Here is a 19,739-nt window from a genome sequence, read left to right as displayed (position 1 = left end):
TCACCGCCGTTGATGATGTTCATCATCGGAACCGGCATGGAGTATTTGCCCGGGGTGCCGTTCAGCTCAGCGATGTGTTCGTACAGCGGCTGGCCTTTGGAAGCAGCAGCGGCTTTGGCGTTAGCCAGAGACACGGCGAGGATGGCGTTCGCACCGAAGTTAGATTTGTTTTCAGTACCGTCCAGGTCGATCATGATCTTATCGATGCCAGCCTGATCTTTGGCGTCTTTGCCAATGATTGCCTGAGCGATCGGGCCGTTAACCGCAGCAACAGCTTTCAGTACGCCTTTACCCATGAAACGGGATTTGTCACCATCGCGCAGTTCCAGCGCTTCGCGGGAACCCGTAGAAGCACCTGACGGAGCTGCTGCCATACCAACGAAACCACCTTCCAGGTGTACTTCGGCTTCAACAGTCGGGTTACCACGGGAGTCGATGATTTCACGACCGATGACTTTAACGATTTTGGACATTAGGTTTTCCTCAGTACAAGTTAAACTAAAACTCCAGACAAACAATGCACCCAAATGGGTGCATTGCCGTTCTAACTCATTTTACTTCGCCTGACGCTTTTGATACTCGCTGGCCGCTTTAACAAAACCGGCAAACAGCGGGTGGCCATCACGTGGCGTTGAAGTAAACTCCGGATGGAACTGACAAGCGACAAACCACGGGTGGTTCGGCACTTCGATGATCTCGACCAACTGATCATCCCCGGAACGGCCCGCAACACGCAGGCCCGCATTTTCAATCTGTTTCAACAACATATTGTTGACTTCGTAACGGTGACGGTGACGTTCAGTAATTGTCGGTTCGCCGTACAGCTGGCGGACCAGGCTTTCGTCATCCAGCTGGCACTGCTGCGCGCCAAGGCGCATGGTGCCGCCGAGATCGCTCTTCTCGGAACGCACTTCAACGTTGCCTTCTTCATCACGCCATTCGGTAATGAGCGCCACTACCGGGTACTTACAGTCTGGCACAAATTCCGTGGAGTTGGCGTTTTCCATCCCCGCGACGTTGCGCGCGAACTCAATCAGCGCAACCTGCATACCCAGACAAATCCCCAGGTATGGAATATTGTTTTCACGTGCATAGCGCGCCGTGGCAATCTTACCTTCAACGCCGCGGTAGCCGAAGCCGCCAGGGATCAGGATAGCGTCCAGATTCTTCAGAATTTCGACGCCGCGCGTTTCCACATCCTGCGAATCAATCAGCTTGATGTTAACGGTCACGCGGTTTTTCAGACCACCGTGTTTCAGCGCTTCAATCACCGATTTATAGGCGTCCGGCAGTTCAATGTACTTGCCGACCATACCGATAGTGACTTCGCCTGCCGGATTGGCTTCTTCGTAAATCACCTGCTCCCATTCGGCCAGGTTTGCTTCCGGACAGTTTAAGCTGAATCGTTTACAAATATAATCGTCCAGCCCCTGAGATTTCAACAGGCCTGGAATTTTATAAATGGAATCGACATCTTTCAGAGAAATAACAGCCTTTTCCGGAACGTTGCAGAACAATGCAATTTTCGCACGTTCGTTCGCCGGTACCGCACGATCGGAACGGCAGATCAGGATGTCTGGCTGGATACCGATGGAAAGCAGCTCTTTAACGGAGTGCTGAGTCGGTTTGGTTTTGACTTCACCGGCTGCCGCCATGTACGGCACCAGGGTCAAATGCATAAACAGAGCATGTTCGCGACCGATTTCTACCGCCATCTGGCGGATAGCTTCGAGGAACGGCAGGGATTCGATATCACCGACGGTACCGCCGATTTCAACCAGCACCACGTCGTGACCTTCGCCACCGGCCAGCACGCGCTCTTTAATCGCGTTGGTGATGTGCGGAATAACCTGTACGGTTGCGCCCAGATAATCACCGCGACGCTCTTTACGCAGTACGTCGGAGTAGATACGGCCCGTCGTGAAGTTGTTGCGGCGGCTCATTTTGGTGCGGATGAAACGCTCGTAGTGACCCAGGTCCAGATCGGTTTCAGCGCCGTCTTCAGTAACGAACACTTCCCCGTGTTGGATTGGGCTCATGGTCCCTGGATCGACGTTGATGTACGGATCCAGTTTCATCATGGTCACGTTAAGCCCACGGGCTTCAAGAATAGCTGCGAGGGAAGCTGCGGCAATGCCTTTACCCAGAGAGGATACGACCCCGCCGGTCACAAAAATATAGTTCGTTGTCATGCTGAACCTGAGAAGTTAGGGTGAAACGATGGAATAACCAGGACGGGAAAGTAGTATACCCGAACACGACGAGCGCCACAAACTTTCATTCTCCGTCTCCTTTCCAGGTCATGACAAACATAAGGAGTGAGAAAATAGCCCCTTTTGGGTAAATGTTTTTGACGCAAATCAAGCGCTTGTCATTTAAAAAATCACACAAATTGCGCTTGATCGCAAAATTTCGTTAGAGATCAGTTTCCTGGCGTTTTACTTCCTGCCACACTTCTTCCATAGCAGCGAGGTCAATACCGGTCATTTCCAGGCCCCGCGAGGCCACAATCCGCTCCACTTCGCGGAAACGCCGCTCGAATTTCAGGTTGGCTTTTTGCAGCGCAACCTCGGCTTTCACCCCTAAATGGCGGGATAAATTCACCGTCGCGAACAGCAGATCGCCGACTTCCTCCTCCAGTTTAGCCTCATCGACTACCGCCTGCTGCGCCTCGTGCATGACCTCATCGATCTCTTCATGCACTTTATCCAGCACCGGGCCCAGAGATGTCCAGTCGAAGCCCACAGCCGAACAGCGCCGCTGAATTTTATGCGCGCGCATCAGCGCCGGCAGAGTGTGCGGAATATCATCCAGCGCGGAGTGCTGCGCCTTTTCCGCCCGCTCGGCGCTTTTTATCTGCTCCCAGCGCGCCAGCGCCTCTGTGCTGTTGCCGGCGGTCGCCTCGCCGAAGATATGCGGATGGCGGCGCTCCAGCTTGTCGCTGATGGCGGCACACACGTCGTCAAAGGCAAAACGCCCTTCTTCCTGCGCCATCTGGGCATAGAACACCACCTGGAACAGCAGGTCGCCCAGCTCGCCGCGCAGATCGTCAAAATCCTCACGCGCGATGGCATCCAGGACTTCGTAAGTTTCTTCGAGGGTATAGGGGGCGATGGTGGCGAAGGTCTGCTCTTTATCCCACGGACAGCCGTTTTCCGGGTCACGCAGACGTTGCATAATACCGAGCAGGCGGTCGATTTGAGTCATGGTGATTCCTTGCAAAATGTTGGTCTTTTTCGCTTCTCCGGCGCAAACGCAGGAGAACATAGCGCTTTCCCTCTCCCCGGCGGGGAGAGGGCGGTGGAGGGAGGGATAAACCATTACCCGCCGTGCAGACGTCGGGCATCGATGACATCCGGCACCTGATTCAGCTTGCCGAGCACGCGGCCCAGTACCTGCAGGTTGTAGATTTCAATGTTCATATCGATGGTCGCCAGCTGCTGTTTGGTATCGCTGCGGCTGGCAACGCCCAGCACGTTCACCTTCTCGTTGGCGAGGATGGTGGTGATATCGCGCAGCAGGCCGCTGCGATCGTTGGCGACAACGCGCACCACCAGCGAGTAGCCCGCGGAGTAACTTTCGCCCCAGACCGCATCCACGATGCGCTCCGGCGCGTGCGACTGCAGCTCCGCCAGCTGGTCACAGTCCGCCCGATGCACGGAGATCCCGCGCCCCTGGGTGATAAAACCGACGATCTCATCGCCTGGGATCGGCTGACAGCAGCGGGCGATATGGTGCATCAGGTTACCGACACCCTCGACGACCACCCGGCCATTATCTTTGCTGCGATTCTGCGGCGCCCAGCTCTTCTGCTGCAGCTGTTTCAGCGCCGCCGCGTCCTGTTCCTCTGCGCTTGGCTTATTGAACTGCGATTGCAGGAAGTTGACCATCTGGTTAAGGCGAATATCGCCGCCGCCGATGGCCGCCAGCAGCTCGTCCAGCTCGTTGAAGTTGTAGCGCGGCAGCAGGTGCTTTTCTGCATCCTTGATGCTGATGCCCAGGTGCTCAAGTTCATCGTCGAGGATCTGCCGCCCGGCGAGAATATTCTTGTCGCGATCCTGCTTGCGGAACCAGGCATGAATTTTGGAGCGCCCGCGGCTGGTGGTGACGTAGCCAAGGTTCGGGTTCAGCCAGTCACGGCTCGGATTGGGCTGCTTCTGGGTAATGATTTCAATCTGATCGCCCATTTGCAGCTGATAGGTAAACGGGACAATGCGTCCGCTGATTTTGGCGCCAATGCAGCGGTGGCCGACATCGCTATGGATATGGTAGGCGAAGTCGAGCGGCGTCGAACCGGCGGGTAAATCCACCACGTCGCCTTTCGGCGTAAAGACGTACACCCGATCATCAAAGACCTGGCTGCGCACTTCATCGAGCATTTCGCCAGAATCCGCCATCTCTTCCTGCCAGGCGATCAGCTTACGCAGCCAGGCGATGCGATCTTCATAGCCGCGACCGCCGCCCGTGCCCGCTCCGGCGCCCTCTTTGTACTTCCAGTGCGCGGCAACGCCCAGCTCGGCATCTTCATGCATCTGCCGGGTACGGATTTGAATCTCGACCGTTTTACCGCTCGGCCCCAGCACCACGGTATGAATCGACTGGTAGCCGTTAGGTTTCGGGTTCGCCACGTAATCATCGAACTCATCCGGCAGGTGGCGATAGTGTGTGTGTACAATCCCCAGCGCGGCGTAGCAGTCCTGAAGACGTTCGGCGACAATTCGCACCGCGCGCACGTCAAACAGCTCATCAAAGGTGAGATGTTTTTTCTGCATTTTTCGCCAGATACTGTAGATGTGCTTCGGCCGCCCGTAGACTTCGGCCTTCACCCCTTCGGTTTTCATTTCCGAACGCAAATGGCCAACGAACTCTTCAATGTAATGTTCACGATCGATACGGCGCTCGTGCAGCAGTTTGGCAATGCGCTTGTATTCGTCAGGATGCAGGTAGCGGAAGCAGTAATCTTCAAGCTCCCACTTCAGTTGACCGATGCCTAAGCGGTTGGCCAACGGCGCATAGATATTGGTACACTCTTTTGCCGCCAGCACGCGTTCGTCTTCCGGCTCATCTTTCACTTCCCGCAGATGGGCAATTCGTTCGGCGAGCTTGATGACCACGCAGCGGAAATCGTCGACCATCGCGAGCAGCATACGGCGAATATTGTCGACCTGTTCAGAGGAGACGGAGTCGGTGTGGGTGGCTTTCAGCTGGCGAATGGCCGCCATGTCGCGCACGCCGTGAATCAGCGTCACCACGGATTTGCCAACGCTCTCCTGCATCACCTCTTCGCTGACGACGTTGCCGTCCGCCAGCGGGAACAGCATCGCAGCCCGCAGCGTATCGATATCCATACTTAACGTGGAGAGGATTTCGACCATCTCCACGCCGCGCCATAGCAGCAGATCCGCTTGCGGATGTCCCTGCGTTTTCTCGCGACAATAGTCCCAGGTCTCGGTTAAGCGCTCACACGACTGCTGGCTGGAAATTCCCAGACTCGCGATCCATTTCTTCGGGTCAAATTCACCAGCTTTATTAAGATGTGCACTTCTTACCGCAACCATTGTCCTCTCCTTAAGGGACCCGGCCTGCCGAAGTCGGCAAGCCTCAACGTTTACACTTCATCCTGCAAGACGCCAGGTGTTGGCAGCCCCGGCGTAACCTGAACGATGCTATGTATCTCTGTGCTCAAACAACACCATTGATTCCAGATGCCCGGTATGCGGGAACATATCCAGCATGGCCAGGCGTTGAATCTTATACCCTGCCTGTAGCAGCAGTTCGCTATCGCGCGCCAGCGTCGCCGGATTACAGGAGACGTAGACCACGCGCCGCGGGGCTAATTTTATAATCTGCGGCATCACGCCTGGCGCCCCGGCTCGCGCCGGGTCGAGTAATATCTTATCAAAACCGTGCTTCGCCCAGGCCTGCTGGGTGACATCTTCCTCCAGATTTTCATGAAAGAATGTCACGTTGTGCAACTGATTGAGCGCGGCATTTTCCCGCCCCTTCGCCACCAGCGCCGGTACGCCTTCCACGCCCACGACGTTCAAGGCGCGTTTTGCCAGCGGCAGGGTAAAATTACCCATGCCGCAGAACAAATCCAGCACCCGGTCCCGCGGCTGAATATCCAGCCACTCCAGCGCCGTGCGCACCATTAGCTGATTAACGCCATCGTTAACCTGGATAAAGTCGCGCGGACTAAACAGTAAGCGTAGCCCGTCTGACGTATACCATGGTGCCTGGCCACTAATATGTTCCAGTATCTCGCTTTGCGGCGCCAGATACAGAGCAAGACCGTGAGATTGCGAAAATCGTTCCAGTTTTTCTTTATCGCCGACGGGTAAGGCGGCGGTATGGCGCAGAACCATCAGCGGGCCGTTATCCGCCAGCACCAGCTCGACATGCCCCAGCTGGCGCAGCGCTTTCAGTCCGCTCAGACACTCGCGCACCGCCGGCAGCAACGCACCAAGAGCGGGCGCCAAAACAGGGCATTGCCCGACATCAACAATGTCGCTGGCGTTCGCCTTGCGAAAGCCCATCTGTAATTGTTGGGTCTTTGGCTGATAATTCAAGCTCAGACGCGCACGGCGGCGATATCCCCACGGCGAAGCGGCTATAATATCGTCGACATCACGCTTCATCAGCCGGGCGAGCGCGGCGCGTTTACTTTGCTGCTGGAGCGCGATGCTGGCATGCTGCTGCTGGCACCCGCCGCAGACGCCAAAATGCGGGCAGCGCGGCGTCTGGCGTTGTGGATTGTCACTAAGACGGCGTTTGACCTGGGCCCTGGCGTACTGTTTTTTGTCTTCAACCAGGACAACCTCAGCCTGTTCTTGCGGCAATAGGCCGCTAATGAAAAGCGCTTTTCCCTGGTGACGAGCAACGCCCTGACCAAAGGGATCAAGGTCATTGACGGTAACGGTTATGATCTGGCGCGTCGTCACACGCCGTTTTGCAGAGTAGAATTGCGCCATCGTAGAGATTTGTCTCAATCAAATAAACTGACTCTATACACGAGTCCATTCAAGATGCGTCCGGCGGCAGGCGGACGTCCCCGGCGACTTATTCTCAGCCGGTCACTGCAGCCGCCACGCAGAGGCACTTGAAGGATGAAGCGTATATTCTCCCATAATGGAACCGCATGACCAACTACAGCCTACGTGCTCGCATGATGATTCTTATTCTGGCGCCGACCGTACTCATCGGTTTGCTGCTCAGTATTTTCTTCGTCGCGCATCGCTATCACGATCTGCAGCGTCAGCTGGAAGACGCCGGAGCCAGTATTATTGAACCGCTGGCGGTCTCCAGTGAATATGGCATGAATTTGCAAAACCGCGAGTCCATCGGCCAGCTGATTAGCGTACTCCATCGCCGTCATTCCGATATTGTGCGCGCAATTTCGATCTACGACTCGCACAATCGTCTGTTCGTCACCTCCAACTTTCAGCTCAACCCCAGCGAGCTCCGTCTGGATAAAGGGGCGCCATTTCCCCGCCAGCTCAGCGCGGTGCGCAAAGGGGATGTGATGATTCTGCGCACCCCGATCGTCTCGGAGAGCTATTCCCCCGACGAATCAGCGGTGACCGATGCCAAAATGCCGGGCAATATGCTGGGCTATGTGGCTCTCGAGCTGGATCTCAAATCGGTGCGCCTGCAGCAGTACAAAGAGATCTTTATCTCCAGCGTCATGATGCTGTTCTGTATCGGCATTGCGCTGATTTTCGGCTGGCGATTGATGCGCGATGTGACCGGCCCCATCCGCAATATGGTGAATACCGTTGACCGCATTCGCCGCGGGCAGCTGGATAGCCGCGTCGAAGGGTTTATGCTCGGCGAGCTGGATATGCTGAAAAATGGCATCAACTCAATGGCGATGTCGCTGGCGGCCTATCACGAAGAGATGCAGCACAACATCGATCAGGCGACATCCGATCTGCGCGAAACGCTCGAGCAGATGGAGATTCAGAACGTTGAGCTGGACCTGGCGAAAAAGCGCGCCCAGGAAGCGGCGCGTATCAAATCCGAATTCCTCGCCAACATGTCGCACGAGCTGCGAACCCCGCTCAACGGCGTCATTGGCTTTACGCGCCTGACGCTGAAAACCGATTTAAACGCCACCCAGCGCGATCACCTGACCACCATCGAGCGTTCCGCGAACAACCTGCTCGCGATCATCAACGACGTGCTGGACTTCTCCAAGCTGGAGGCCGGTAAACTGATTCTGGAAAGCATCCCGTTCCTGCTGCGTAATGCGCTCGATGAAGTCGTCACCCTGCTGGCGCATTCGGCGCATGACAAGGGGCTGGAACTGACGCTGAATATCAAAAACGATGTGCCGGATAATATTATCGGCGACCCGCTGCGCCTGCAGCAGATTATCACCAATCTGGTGGGGAATGCCATCAAGTTTACCGAGCACGGCAATATCGATGTGCTGGTCGAACAGCGTGCCCTCAGCAACACCGGCGTGCAGATCGAGGTGCAAATTCACGACACCGGGATCGGGATTCCCGAGCGCGATCAGTCGCGTCTGTTCCAGGCTTTCCGCCAGGCCGATGCCAGCATTTCCCGGCGTCATGGCGGTACCGGGCTGGGTCTGGTGATTACCCAGCGCTTGGTGAAGGAGATGGGCGGCGACATCTCTTTCCACAGCCAGCCGAATCGCGGCTCCACCTTCTGGTTCCATATCAGCCTCGATCTCAATCCCAACGCCATTCCGGAGAGTCCGTTGACCCACTGCCTGGCGGGCAAAACGCTGGCCTATATCGAAGCCAATGCCACGGCGGCGCAGTGCACCATGGAACTGCTGGCCACCACGCCGCTGGAGGTGGTCTACAGCCCGACGTTTTCCGCGCTGCCGGAGGCGCATTACGATATCCTGCTGGTCGGGATCCCGGTTTCGATGCGCGACCTTAACCAGCAAAAAGACAAGCTGGTGAAAGCCTGCGCCATGGCCGACCATTTACTGCTGGCGCTCCCCTGCCATGCGCAAATTAATGCCGAAGCGCTGAAGCGAGACGGCGTTGCCGCCTGCCTGCTCAAGCCGCTGACCGCCACGCGTTTGCTCCCGGCGCTAACGGCCTCCTGCCGCATCAGAACGCCGGTGATGCTGCCCCACTCCGACAGCAATAAGCTGCCGATGACGGTGATGGCGGTTGATGATAACCCGGCGAACCTGAAGCTTATCGGCGTGCTGCTCGAAGATCTGGTGCAGCACGTCACGCTGTGCGATAGCGGCCAGCGCGCCGTCGAGCAGGCCAAAGAGATGCAGCTGGATTTGATTCTGATGGATATTCAGATGCCGGACATGGACGGTATTCGCGCCTGCGAGCTGATTCGTCATCTTCCTCACCACCAGCAAACCCCGGTTATCGCCGTCACCGCTCACGCCTTTGACGGGCAAAAAGAGAAGCTGATGAATGCCGGAATGAACGATTATCTGGCGAAGCCTATCGAAGAAGATAAGCTGCACAGCCTGCTGTTGCGCTATCAACCGGGAATGCATGCCGCCCCTCCGCGCGCTCCGGAGCCTGTCGAGCCGCCGATTGACCACAACGTCACCCTCAACTGGCAGCTGGCGCTGCGGCAGGCCGCGATGAAGCCGGATCTGGCGCGGGAGATGCTGCAGATGCTGATCGCCTTTATGCCGGAAGTGCGCAATAAAGTGGAAGAACAGCTGGTTGGCGAAGAGCCAGAAGGTCTGGTGGATTTGATTCATAAGCTCCACGGAAGCTGCAGCTACAGCGGCGTTCCGCGGCTGAAGAAGCTGTGTCAAACCCTCGAGAGCCAGTTGCGGAACGGGACCGCCGCCGAGGAGCTGGAGCCAGAGCTTCTGGAACTGTTGGATGAGATGGATAACGTCACGCGGGAAGCGTGCAAAATGCTGGGCATATAAGCGACCGGCCCGGATAGCGCAACGCTTAACCGGGCCACCCGCTCGCGCCCTACGGGGGGAAGACAAATCGCGGTGCGGCTCCGGCCAGCGTAGCGCGGCCGGGGAAAGCGCTAAAGCCGGCCGCCCATTTTCAGCACCGCGGCGACGTTTCTCGCCGTCATACGCACATTATCAGCGGCATGTTCCAGCGCCTCTTCCAGGGTACAAATCGAATAGATCACGCTAAACACCGCGTCCAGGCCGTGCTGATGAACGATGCCGACATCGGCGGTCAGACTCCCGGCGATACCAATCACCGGCACGTTGTAGTATTTCGCAACCTTCGCCACGCCGACCGGGACTTTACCGTGGATAGTCTGGCTATCAATACGCCCTTCGCCGGTGATGACCAGATCGGCGTCCGCCACCCGATCCGCGAGGCGCAGCGCATCGGTCACAATCTCAATCCCAGGCCGTAGCCTTGCTCCGCAGAAAGCATATAGCGCCGCGCCCATGCCGCCCGCCGCGCCGCCCCCTTCCAGCTGCAGAACATCGACGGCTAAATCACGTTGAATGATCCGCGCGAAATGCCCCAGCGCCCGATCCAGACGGACGATCATCTCCGCCGTCGCCCCTTTTTGCGGGCCAAACACCGCCGTTGCGCCTTCCGGCCCAATCAGCGGATTGGTCACATCGCAGGCCACATCGATATGACAATCGGCCAGTCGTCCATCCAGCTCGCTCAGGTCAATTCGCGCCAGCTGTTCGAGCGCTCCGCCGCCGGCAGCGATCTGCTGGCCCTCCTCAGTCAGCAATTTCCCGCCGAGCGCCTGCACCATTCCAGCGCCGCCGTCGTTGGTGGCGCTCCCACCGATGCCGATAATAATCTGCTGAACGCCGGCATCCAGCGCATGACGAATCAGCTCTCCGGTTCCCCAGGAGGTGGTCAATAATGGGTTACGGCACGTCGGCGGCACGCTTTCAAGACCGCTCGCCGCCGCCATTTCGATAAAAGCGCAGCGTTCATCGCCGGAAAGGCCGTAAAACGCATTCACCGGTTTACCTAGCGGACCGGTAACGGCAACCTGCACCAGATGCCCCTGAGTGGCGGCAACCATCGCCTCGACGGTGCCTTCCCCGCCATCGGCGACGGGCAGTTTGATATACTCCGCCTCAGGATAAATCTCCCGAAATCCCGTTTCTATCGCCGTCGCGACGTCCAGGGCGCTCAGGCTCTCCTTGTATGAATCCGGTGCAATCACTATTTTCATACGCTGTCCTTAAAATGAACCAACACCAGGTATCAAAAAACGCCGGCCCCCGCAGGAGCCGGATTGTCCTTAGCGCACCATGCACGGGCGCTTGTTATCAAACGTCCAGTTCGGGATCAGATACTGCATGGCCATCGCATCATCGCGCGCGCCCAGTCCGTGCTTTTTATACAGCTCGTTGGCCTGCATCACGCGGTCCATATCCAGCTCGACGCCCAGACCCGGCGTTGACGGTACCTGAACCATGCCACCTTTGATGGCAAAAGGTTGTCTGGTCAAACGCTGATTACCTTCCTGCCAAATCCAGTGGGTATCGATGGCGGTGATACGGCCCGGCGCAGCCGCCGCGACGTGGGTAAACATCGCCAGCGAAATATCAAAATGGTTATTGGAGTGCGAACCCCAGGTCAGACCAAACTCATGGCACATCTGGGCAACGCGCACCGACCCCTGCATGGTCCAGAAATGCGGATCCGCCAGCGGAATGTCCACCGACTGCAGGGACAGGGTATGACCCATCTGCCGCCAGTCGGTGGCAATCATATTGGTGGCCGTCGGCAGACCGGTGGCGCGGCGGAACTCCGCCATCACCTCGCGACCGGAGAAGCCCTGCTCGGCGCCGCACGGATCTTCCGCATAGGCCAGCACGCCCTTCAGCTGTTTACCAATCTTAATCGCTTCATCCAGGCGCCAGGCGCCGTTCGGGTCAAGCGTCACGCGCGCCTGCGGGAAGCGTTTCGCCAGCGCCACGATGGATTCCGCCTCTTCCTCACCCGCCAGCACGCCGCCTTTGAGTTTAAAATCGTTGAAACCATATTTTTCGTAAGCGGCTTCTGCCAGACGCACCACGGCATCCGGGGTCATCGCCTCTTCGTGACGCAGTCGGTACCAGTCGCACTTCTCGTCAGCCTGACTTTGATAGGCCAGCGGCGTGGCATGGCGATTACCGACAAAGAACAGGTAACCCAGCATTTCAACTTCGCTGCGCTGTTGCCCCTCGCCGAGCAGAGAGGCGACGTTAACGCCCAGGTGCTGCCCAAGCAGATCCAGCAGCGCCGCTTCAATCCCGGTCACTACGTGAATAGTGGTACGCAAATCAAAAGTTTGCAAACCGCGGCCGCCGGCATCGCGGTCGGCAAAACGATTACGTACGCTGCCCAGGATATTTTTATATTCGCCGAGGGTTTTGCCCGCCACCAGCGCCGCGGCCTCTTCCAACGTCTGGCGGATTTTCTCTCCGCCGGGGATTTCCCCCACTCCGGTATGACCCGAGTTATCTTTGATAATCACAATGTTGCGGGTGAAATAGGGGGCATGCGCCCCGCTAAGATTCATCAGCATACTATCGTGACCGGCAACCGGAATAACCTGCATCGAAGTGACAACGGGCGTTGAAAATTGCGTGGTCATGCGTGAATCCTTTTTCAGTTAGCTACGGCCAAAGACCGGGCGTTTACGGTCAAATTTCCAGCCGGGAATCAGATACTGCATCGGACCGGCGTCATTACGCGCGCCGCCCGGCAGCGTCTTATACGCCTCATGGGCTTTTTGCACCTGCTCCCAGTCCAGCTCAATGCCCAGGCCCGGCGCATCCGGTACGGCGATCTTGCCGTTCTCAATTTGCAGCGGATTTTTGGTCAGGCGGCAATCCCCCTCCTGCCAAATCCAGTGGGTATCGATAGCGGTCGGGTTGCCCGGCGCGGCTGCACCGACGTGGGTAAACATGGCCAGTGAAATATCGAAGTGGTTGTTAGAGTGACAGCCCCAGGTCAGGCCCCAGTCATCACACAGCTGCGCCACCCGCACCGCGCCGGAGAGCGTCCAGAAGTGGGGATCGGCCAGCGGAATATCGACCGCATTGAGCATCACCGCGTGCCCCATTTCGCGCCAGTTGGTGGCGATCATGTTGGTGGCCACCGGCAGACCGGTGGCGCGACGAAACTCCGCCATCACTTCGCGGCCGGAGAAGCCCTGCTCGGCGCCGCAAGGATCTTCCGCATAGGTCAGCACATCCTGCAGGCCCTTACACAGCGTAATCGCCTCATCAAGCAGCCAGGCGCCGTTCGGGTCGACGGTAATTCGCGCGTCCGGGAAACGTTTCTTCAGCGCGCGAGCGGTGTCAATTTCCTGCTCGCCCGGCAATACGCCGCCCTTGAGTTTGAAGTCCTTAAAGCCGTAACGATCCTGCGCGGCTTCGGCGAGGCGGACCACGGCGTCACTGTTCAGCGCTTCCTGATGACGCAGATGATACCACTCGTGATTGCCTGGGGTGCTGTCCAGGTACGGCAGGTCGGTTTTTTGGCGATCGCCTATGTAGAAGAGATAGCCCAGCACGGTGACCGCATCACGCTGTTTACCTGGCCCCAGCAGTTCACAAACCGGGACATTCAGCGTCTTGCCTAACAGGTCCAGCAGCGCGGCCTCCAGCGCCGCCACCGCGTTCACCCGTAATTCAAAAGTCCAGGCGCCTTTACCAAAGGTGTCGAAATCCGCCGCCTGGTTACCTTTGTGAACCTGCTGAACCACCTTATTCAGGCGCGCAATCTCCTGCCCCAGCACCTGCGGAATGGCGTCAACCAGCGTCTGATAAATCACCTCTCCGCCGGGCGCCTCGCCGATGCCGGTGTTGCCCGCGCTGTCGGTCAGTACCACGATATTGCGGGTAAACCATGCGTTGTGCGCCCCGCCGATGTTCAACAGCATGCTGTCATGGCCCGCCACCGGAATAACTTTCATATCGGTGATAACGGGTGTGGATTGAGTACTCATCATTAACGCTCCGTAACAGGTTTCAGTTCAATTCGTTTGATATCACCCACCAGCACCAGGTAGCTCAGTACCGCCACCAGCGCATGCACCCCGACATAAATCAGCGCGCCGTTGAATGACCCCGTGGCTCCGACGATGTAACCAATGGCAATCGGCGTGACGATGCCGGAGATATTGCCGAACATGTTGAACAGGCCCCCTGACAAGCCGCTGATCTCCTTCGGCGCGGTATCGGCCATCACCGCCCAGCCCAGCGCGCCAATCCCTTTCCCGAAGAAGGCCAGCGCCATGAAGCCGATAATCATCCACTCCACATTCACGTAGTTACAGAACACCATGACCATCGACAGCAGCATACCTAACACGATCGGCGTCTTACGGGCGATATTGAGCGAGCCGGTGCGCCGCATCAGCCAGTCGGAAATGATGCCCCCCAGCACGCCGCCGACAAAGCCGCAAACGGCGGGAACAGAGGCGATGAACCCGGCTTTCAGGATCGACATGCCGCGCGCCTGTACCAGATAGACCGGGAACCAGGTAATAAAGAAGTAGGTCAAGGCGTTGATGCAATACTGACCAATGTAGATCCCCACCATCATGCGCGAACCGATCAGCTGTTTAATCTGGCCCCATTTTTCACTGAACGGCACCTTCTGCGCGTTTTTCTTCTGATCCATGTTGATCAGCGCGCCGCCTTCGGCAATGTACTCCAGCTCTTTCTTGTTCACGCCGGGATGTTGATTGGGTTCATGAATGACTTTAAGCCATATGAAACTGATAATAATCCCCAGTCCGCCCATAAAGAAGAAGACGTGCGACCAGCCCACCTGATGGGTTAACCAGCCCATGATCGGTGCGAAGATGACGGTCGCGAAGTACTGCGCGGAGTTGAAAATCGCCACCGCCGTGCCCCTCTCCTGCGCGGGGAACCAGGCGGCTACGATACGGCTGTTGCCGGGAAAGGAGGGCGCTTCCGCCAGCCCAACCAGGAAACGCAGGGTAAACAGAGCGACAATAATGCCGAAACCGCTAAAGATATCGACGAAGCCCTGTAGCAGGGTAAACATCGACCAGATGAAAATTGACCAAAAATAGACTCGCTTTGAGCCGAAGCGGTCGAGCAGCCACCCGCCGGGGATCTGACCGATAACGTAGGCCCATGAGAATGCGGAGAAGACATAGCCCATGCCCACCGGATCCAGCCCAATCTCCTTCGCCATTTGCGAACCGGCAATCGACAGCGTTGCGCGATCGCCATAGTTAAAGGATGTGACGATAAACAGCATCACCACTATCCAGTAGCGGGCGTTGGTGCGTTTTTCCGCCCCGCTCGCCGCCTGACTTAATGTACTCATTGTTGCACTCCTGAATCATAGCAGTTAGCTACGTTCATTCTGAACAGCACAACCTGTAGGGTAATCAGAATGACGTGTTGGTGTTTTTCATAGTTTTCGTTATATCTGGCGTACTGCATTTTTTAACTGGCAGGGAAAGTATAAAAAGAGGACCTCGCCGGCTCACCGTGCATATACACAGCTTTAGCGGAGGTTTAGAAATGGATTTGTGGCGTATGCCTGACTGGATGGGGGATGGTTCACGGAAATGAAAAGCAACCCCGGTTAACAACGGAAATGACGTTACAAACAGCAGGAGTGTGAAACGTCTCTCTTGACCCGGTGGAAAGCACCGGAAAAAACCGCGTAAGATGCGGGGTTGTAGGGCAAATGCCTGAAGCCTGGGCCAGGCAGAGTTGATAAACTCTCTTCGATCGTTTATCTGGCACTGGCATCGATAAGGAACGCCCTCTACGTAGGGAGAGGGCGCAACTTTTCAGCCGTTTATTCGAGCAGGTTTGCCCACTGTTCTACCCAGGGGTTGGAAACACCCTCCGGTTCCGGGTCTTCACTGGCGTCAATCATCAGCATTTCACCAATACGCCTGGCCCCTTGTTCCTGCAGCAGCGCGTCGAAGGTTTTGCCGCCGCCGCAGAAGTTGGCGTAGGTACTGTCGCCCAGGGCGATAATCCCGTAGCGCAGGTGCGGCTGATACATATCCTTAATCCCCTCGAACAGAGGGACGATGCTATCCGGCAGGTCGCCCTGCCCGGTGGTGGATGTCACCACCAGCACATATTTACCGCTGTACGGTTCCCAGTCCTGAACTTCAGGATCTTCGTAAACCGTCGCTTTGTGCCCCAGCCCGCTCAGAATGGCCTGCGCCTCTTCGGCAACCAGCAGCGAGTTACCGTACATCGTGCCGACAAAAATCCCGACTTCTGCCATGATTATCTCCCTGAATTGACCTCAATACCTTCATCCTGACCGCTGTCGTCAGCAAACTCAACCCTTTCATTTAACGGCAGAAGGCCGCGCCAGCCAAACTGCGACAGCGCCCGCATCCAGACATCGTCAAGGCCTGCGCGAATCACCAGCGGTTCGCCGGTAAAAGGGTGAGTTAACGCGAGCTGGCTGGCGTGCAGCATCAGACGATCGCAGGAAAAGTGCTCGGCGGCGCTGCGGTTCTGTCGCAGATCGCCATGTTTGCTGTCGCCGATAATCGGGTGGCGCAGATGGGAAAGATGACGGCGCAGCTGATGTTTGCGCCCGGTTTTGGGCTCCAGCTCAACCAGGCTATAGCGCGTGGTCGGGTAGCGCCCGGTCGCCACCGCCATTTCTACCGTCGCCAGGCCACTATAATGGGTGACCGCCGGCTGGGGCTCTTTATCTTCACGGGCGAATTTATCGGCGATTTTATCCCGCTCTTCGACCAGCGGGTAATCCAGCACCGCTTCGTCGCTCAGCCAGCCGCGAACCACCGCGTGGTAGCGCTTTTGCATCTGATGCAGTTCAAACTGCTGAGATAGCCGCCTGCCCGCCTCGCTCGACAGCCCCATCAGCAGGACGCCGGATGTCGGGCGATCGAGGCGATGGGCGGTAAACACGTGCTGGCCGATCTGATCGCGCACGGTTTGCATCACCACCACTTTTTCATCGCGATCCAGCCAGCTGCGATGCACTAACCAGCCGGAGGGTTTGTTCACCGCCACCAGCCATTCGTCCTGATAGATAATCTCCAGCATCAGGCGTCATCACCCGCAAACAGCGTATCGAGCAGCAGGAGCTCGGCAAGCACCCGCTCGCGCAGGGGATGTGCAGCGTCCAGCGCCATCTCATAGTATGGTGCGACGGCAAAGCTGTGGGGCAACGGTTGTTCGCTATCGAGCAGGTTATGCATACGAGGAATCAGCACCCACTGCAGCCACTCCAGCGGTTCGAGAGTATCCATGCAGAAAGGCTGATCGCTGGCAAATGCGCGGCTTTCCGGCGCCGTCTCCTGCCAGTGTTCTGTTTCGCGCAGCAGCGCTTCAAGCGCGTGCAAACGCTCACGCACGCTAAGGTGAAGAGTCATGAGAAAACCTCGATGAGTTGTAAACCGGGCGCAGGATAGCAAATACAGCCGCGAAATATACTCTAAATCATGCGGGGTGTGGGGGGAGAGTTGTCCTGGCAAGCCGGCGTGAGCGTCATCTGGTTGACCGGAAGAAAGCGGCCCCGGCCGTTCACCTCTCTCGCCCCAAAAAAGAAACCTGCTGCCAGCAGGCGTCAGGCATAAAAAAAGGGAGCACTGTATAAACAGTGCTCCCGGTTCGTTTCGCAGCAATCCAGCTACATTGGTGCTCCCTGCTCGTCCATGAAAACTTTTCCTGAGGTCTCCTGACCATGTTCATCCGTAAACTCGTGCATCCTGCTTCCACACCACCCCGATGTGAAATTACCTATCCTTAAGTCTATCCCGATCTTCCTGATCCACCGTTCTTCATGAGCGGCTCACATTCTCCATCCTGGAGGTGTCCATTACGCGTTCCTGCGTTGTCCTGTGCTTCATCCTGAAGCCTGTCCTTGCTACGCCTTCCCGGCGGGTCCTGCAGAAGCGTCATCATCCTGATGTTCACTTCTTTTCGCGACTTCCTGTCGACAGACATAGGATCCCTGATTCCGCCCCGTCTTACAAGCCTTCTTGAGCGAATCTCTTAAGATTCATCCCCCCCAAAAAAGGCAAGAATAAGCATAACAAACTGAATTACATTGTTTTATTAGAAATTAAGCCGTGAAAAAATGGCTTAAATGATGACGATCTCTTACAGGTCTTGTAAGAGATCTCTCACAAAGGGGCAGGAAGAATGGATTACAGAACCGGCTCAAGCTGGGTAAGGAAACTTGCCAGCGAAGGCGAAAGCGTGGTCCGTTTGCGCGTGCCGAGCGTCTCTTTGACAACTTCACCGCTCAGATTACAGACCGAAATGACATCCAGCTCGCTGTCCAGGGTGGCGATAAACAGCGTGGGCGACAGCTTCAACCGCTTTTGCACCACCAGGTGACCGATTAAATTCTCCTGCACACGCTGGAAGTCATCCGGACTCCAGGTTTGCAGCAGCGTCATGGTCTCACCGGCAAAGCGCGCGGCCATGTCACCGGCGAACTGGGTGGTATAATAACTATGAATCGGCTGTTGTACCACAATATCTAATGCCCGTTCAACCGCGCTGATATTTTGAGCTAATGAAAAGGGCTGCGGTTGCCAGAAAATGGCATCGCCTTCCGTCGCGCTGATGCAGGGTGACGGTACGCCATAAAGTTCTTCGCTTCGCGGCAGGCTTGCGTACTGCTGCTGCCAGGCAGCGCAATAACGTTGGGTGAAGGCTTGCAGCGCTGCTGCGGTTTGATAGTCCACCGGTTTCTCTCTTCACGTCAGACAGGATACACTTGGCGTATAGTGTACCCGCTTTACTATGGTGAAACATGTCTTCTTATGAGAATCATCAGGCTCTGGCCGGCCTGACGCTCGGTAAATCAACGGATTACCGCGATACTTATGATGCCTCCCTGCTTCAGGGCGTGCCGCGTAGCCTCAACCGCGATCCGCTCGGCCTGCGCGCGGACAATCTGCCTTTTCACGGCGGCGACATCTGGACGCTGTATGAACTGTCGTGGCTGAACGCCAAAGGTTTGCCGCAGGTTGCCGTCGGTCACGTTGAGCTCAGCGACACCAGCGTCAACCTGGTGGAATCAAAAAGCTTTAAACTCTATCTCAATAGTTTTAACCAGACCCGCTTCGCCAGCTGGCAGGAGGTACAGGCCACGCTGACGCGCGATCTTAGCGCCTGCGCGCAGGGTGAGGTCAGCGTTTCGCTCTATCGGCTCGACGAACTCGAAGGCCAGCCGGTGGCGCATCTCCACGGCACCTGCATCGACGATCAGGATATTGCGATCGATAACTATGAGTTCAGCACCGACTATTTGCAGGATGCCGCAGGCGAAAAGATCGTTGAAGAGACGCTGGTCAGCCATCTGCTGAAATCCAACTGTCTGATCACCCACCAGCCGGACTGGGGCTCGGTACAGATTCAATATCGCGGGCCAAAGATCGATCGCGAAAAGCTGCTGCGCTACCTGGTCTCATTCCGTCATCACAACGAATTCCACGAGCAGTGCGTCGAGCGGATTTTTAATGATCTCCTGCGCTTTTGCCAGCCGCAATCGCTCTCCGTCTACGCCCGCTATACCCGTCGCGGCGGCCTGGACATCAATCCCTGGCGCAGCAACGCGGAATTTGTTCCGTCTATCGCTCGCCTGGCGCGCCAGTAGCAAAAAATTTTCACAACTTTGCGTGCCTTCACGCGTACGCAAGGTTGTGAAAACGCCACGGGCAAGGCTATTGTAATCACAGGAAGACGATAATCGTCCTGTAAGGAGTTCACTTGATTACACATGTTAGCCCGCTTGGTTCAATGGATATGCTGTCACAGCTGGAAGTGGATATGCTTAACC

General features: G+C 56.8%; 15 protein-coding genes and 1 pseudogene. 3 read left to right on the top strand and 13 right to left on the bottom strand.

Annotation, left to right across the window (positions count from 1 at the left end; genetic code table 11):
* The 5 genes and pseudogenes from eno to rlmD form a co-directional block, all read right to left on the bottom strand.
* Window positions 1–473: pseudogene (gene eno, locus ACI2JR_RS23640) on the bottom strand (phosphopyruvate hydratase); the annotation flags it as partial.
* Between the two features lie 81 nt (window positions 474–554).
* Window positions 555–2,192 carry a glutamine hydrolyzing CTP synthase gene (gene pyrG / locus ACI2JR_RS23635; RefSeq protein ID WP_132730463.1) on the bottom strand — a complete coding sequence of 546 codons (1,638 nt, stop codon included), beginning with the start codon at window positions 2,190–2,192 and terminating at the stop codon, window positions 555–557.
* Between the two features lie 223 nt (window positions 2,193–2,415).
* Window positions 2,416–3,207: a nucleoside triphosphate pyrophosphohydrolase gene (gene mazG / locus ACI2JR_RS23630; RefSeq protein ID WP_462479592.1), complete on the bottom strand. Its 792-nt coding sequence runs from the start codon at window positions 3,205–3,207 to the stop codon at window positions 2,416–2,418.
* A 113-nt stretch (window positions 3,208–3,320) separates the two neighbouring features.
* Window positions 3,321–5,558: a GTP diphosphokinase gene (relA, locus tag ACI2JR_RS23625; RefSeq protein WP_132730465.1), complete on the bottom strand. Its 2,238-nt coding sequence runs from the start codon at window positions 5,556–5,558 to the stop codon at window positions 3,321–3,323.
* 108 nt (window positions 5,559–5,666) lie between these two features.
* Window positions 5,667–6,971 carry a 23S rRNA (uracil(1939)-C(5))-methyltransferase RlmD gene (gene rlmD, locus ACI2JR_RS23620; protein WP_462479591.1) on the bottom strand — a complete coding sequence of 435 codons (1,305 nt, stop codon included), beginning with the start codon at window positions 6,969–6,971 and terminating at the stop codon, window positions 5,667–5,669.
* A 167-nt stretch (window positions 6,972–7,138) separates the two neighbouring features.
* Between rlmD and barA the strand changes: the two genes are divergently transcribed.
* A complete protein-coding gene (gene barA, locus ACI2JR_RS23615) occupies window positions 7,139–9,892 on the top strand; it encodes a two-component sensor histidine kinase BarA (RefSeq protein ID WP_462479590.1) in 2,754 nt (917 codons plus the stop codon).
* A 110-nt stretch (window positions 9,893–10,002) separates the two neighbouring features.
* Here the strand turns inward: barA and ACI2JR_RS23610 are convergent, their stop codons facing one another.
* The 8 genes from ACI2JR_RS23610 to syd form a co-directional block, all read right to left on the bottom strand.
* Complete coding sequence (locus ACI2JR_RS23610) at window positions 10,003–11,142, bottom strand: glycerate kinase (RefSeq protein ID WP_132730468.1); 1,140 nt, start codon at window positions 11,140–11,142, stop codon at window positions 10,003–10,005.
* A gap of 69 nt (window positions 11,143–11,211) precedes the next feature.
* Window positions 11,212–12,552 carry a glucarate dehydratase gene (gudD, locus tag ACI2JR_RS23605; RefSeq protein ID WP_132730469.1) on the bottom strand — a complete coding sequence of 447 codons (1,341 nt, stop codon included), beginning with the start codon at window positions 12,550–12,552 and terminating at the stop codon, window positions 11,212–11,214.
* An 18-nt stretch (window positions 12,553–12,570) separates the two neighbouring features.
* Window positions 12,571–13,911 carry an enolase C-terminal domain-like protein gene (locus tag ACI2JR_RS23600; protein WP_462479602.1) on the bottom strand — a complete coding sequence of 447 codons (1,341 nt, stop codon included), beginning with the start codon at window positions 13,909–13,911 and terminating at the stop codon, window positions 12,571–12,573.
* 2 nt (window positions 13,912–13,913) lie between these two features.
* Window positions 13,914–15,266 carry a galactarate/glucarate/glycerate transporter GudP gene (gene gudP / locus ACI2JR_RS23595; RefSeq protein ID WP_132730470.1) on the bottom strand — a complete coding sequence of 451 codons (1,353 nt, stop codon included), beginning with the start codon at window positions 15,264–15,266 and terminating at the stop codon, window positions 13,914–13,916.
* Between the two features lie 483 nt (window positions 15,267–15,749).
* Window positions 15,750–16,193 carry a flavodoxin gene (locus ACI2JR_RS23590; protein WP_132730471.1) on the bottom strand — a complete coding sequence of 148 codons (444 nt, stop codon included), beginning with the start codon at window positions 16,191–16,193 and terminating at the stop codon, window positions 15,750–15,752.
* A gap of 2 nt (window positions 16,194–16,195) precedes the next feature.
* Entirely contained in the window at window positions 16,196–16,990 is a 795-nt protein-coding gene (gene truC, locus ACI2JR_RS23585) for a tRNA pseudouridine(65) synthase TruC (protein ID WP_462479589.1), read from the bottom strand.
* Window positions 16,990–17,319, bottom strand: coding sequence for a YqcC family protein (locus ACI2JR_RS23580; RefSeq protein WP_132730473.1), 330 nt, complete (start codon window positions 17,317–17,319; stop codon window positions 16,990–16,992). The genes truC and ACI2JR_RS23580 overlap by 1 nt, the downstream gene beginning before the upstream one ends.
* A 777-nt stretch (window positions 17,320–18,096) precedes the next feature.
* The gene (gene syd, locus ACI2JR_RS23575) at window positions 18,097–18,642 is read right to left on the bottom strand and encodes a SecY-interacting protein (protein ID WP_132730475.1); all 546 of its coding nucleotides are present in this window, start codon (window positions 18,640–18,642) and stop codon (window positions 18,097–18,099) included.
* Window positions 18,643–18,710: 68 nt separating this feature from the next.
* Here syd and queF point away from each other — a divergent pair, with 68 nt between their 5' ends.
* Both queF and ACI2JR_RS23565 read left to right on the top strand, forming a co-directional pair.
* Window positions 18,711–19,556, top strand: a complete 846-nt coding sequence (gene queF, locus ACI2JR_RS23570) for an NADPH-dependent 7-cyano-7-deazaguanine reductase QueF (protein WP_462479588.1) — start codon at window positions 18,711–18,713, stop codon at window positions 19,554–19,556.
* A 113-nt stretch (window positions 19,557–19,669) separates the two neighbouring features.
* Window positions 19,670–19,739: hypothetical protein (locus ACI2JR_RS23565; protein WP_462479601.1), on the top strand; the 70-nt coding region annotated here is incomplete at its 3' end.

Source organism: Klebsiella sp. NPDC088457, from assembly GCF_044900465.1.
Classification (GTDB): domain Bacteria; phylum Pseudomonadota; class Gammaproteobacteria; order Enterobacterales; family Enterobacteriaceae; genus Klebsiella.
This window is presented reverse-complemented; position numbering and strand designations above follow the sequence as displayed.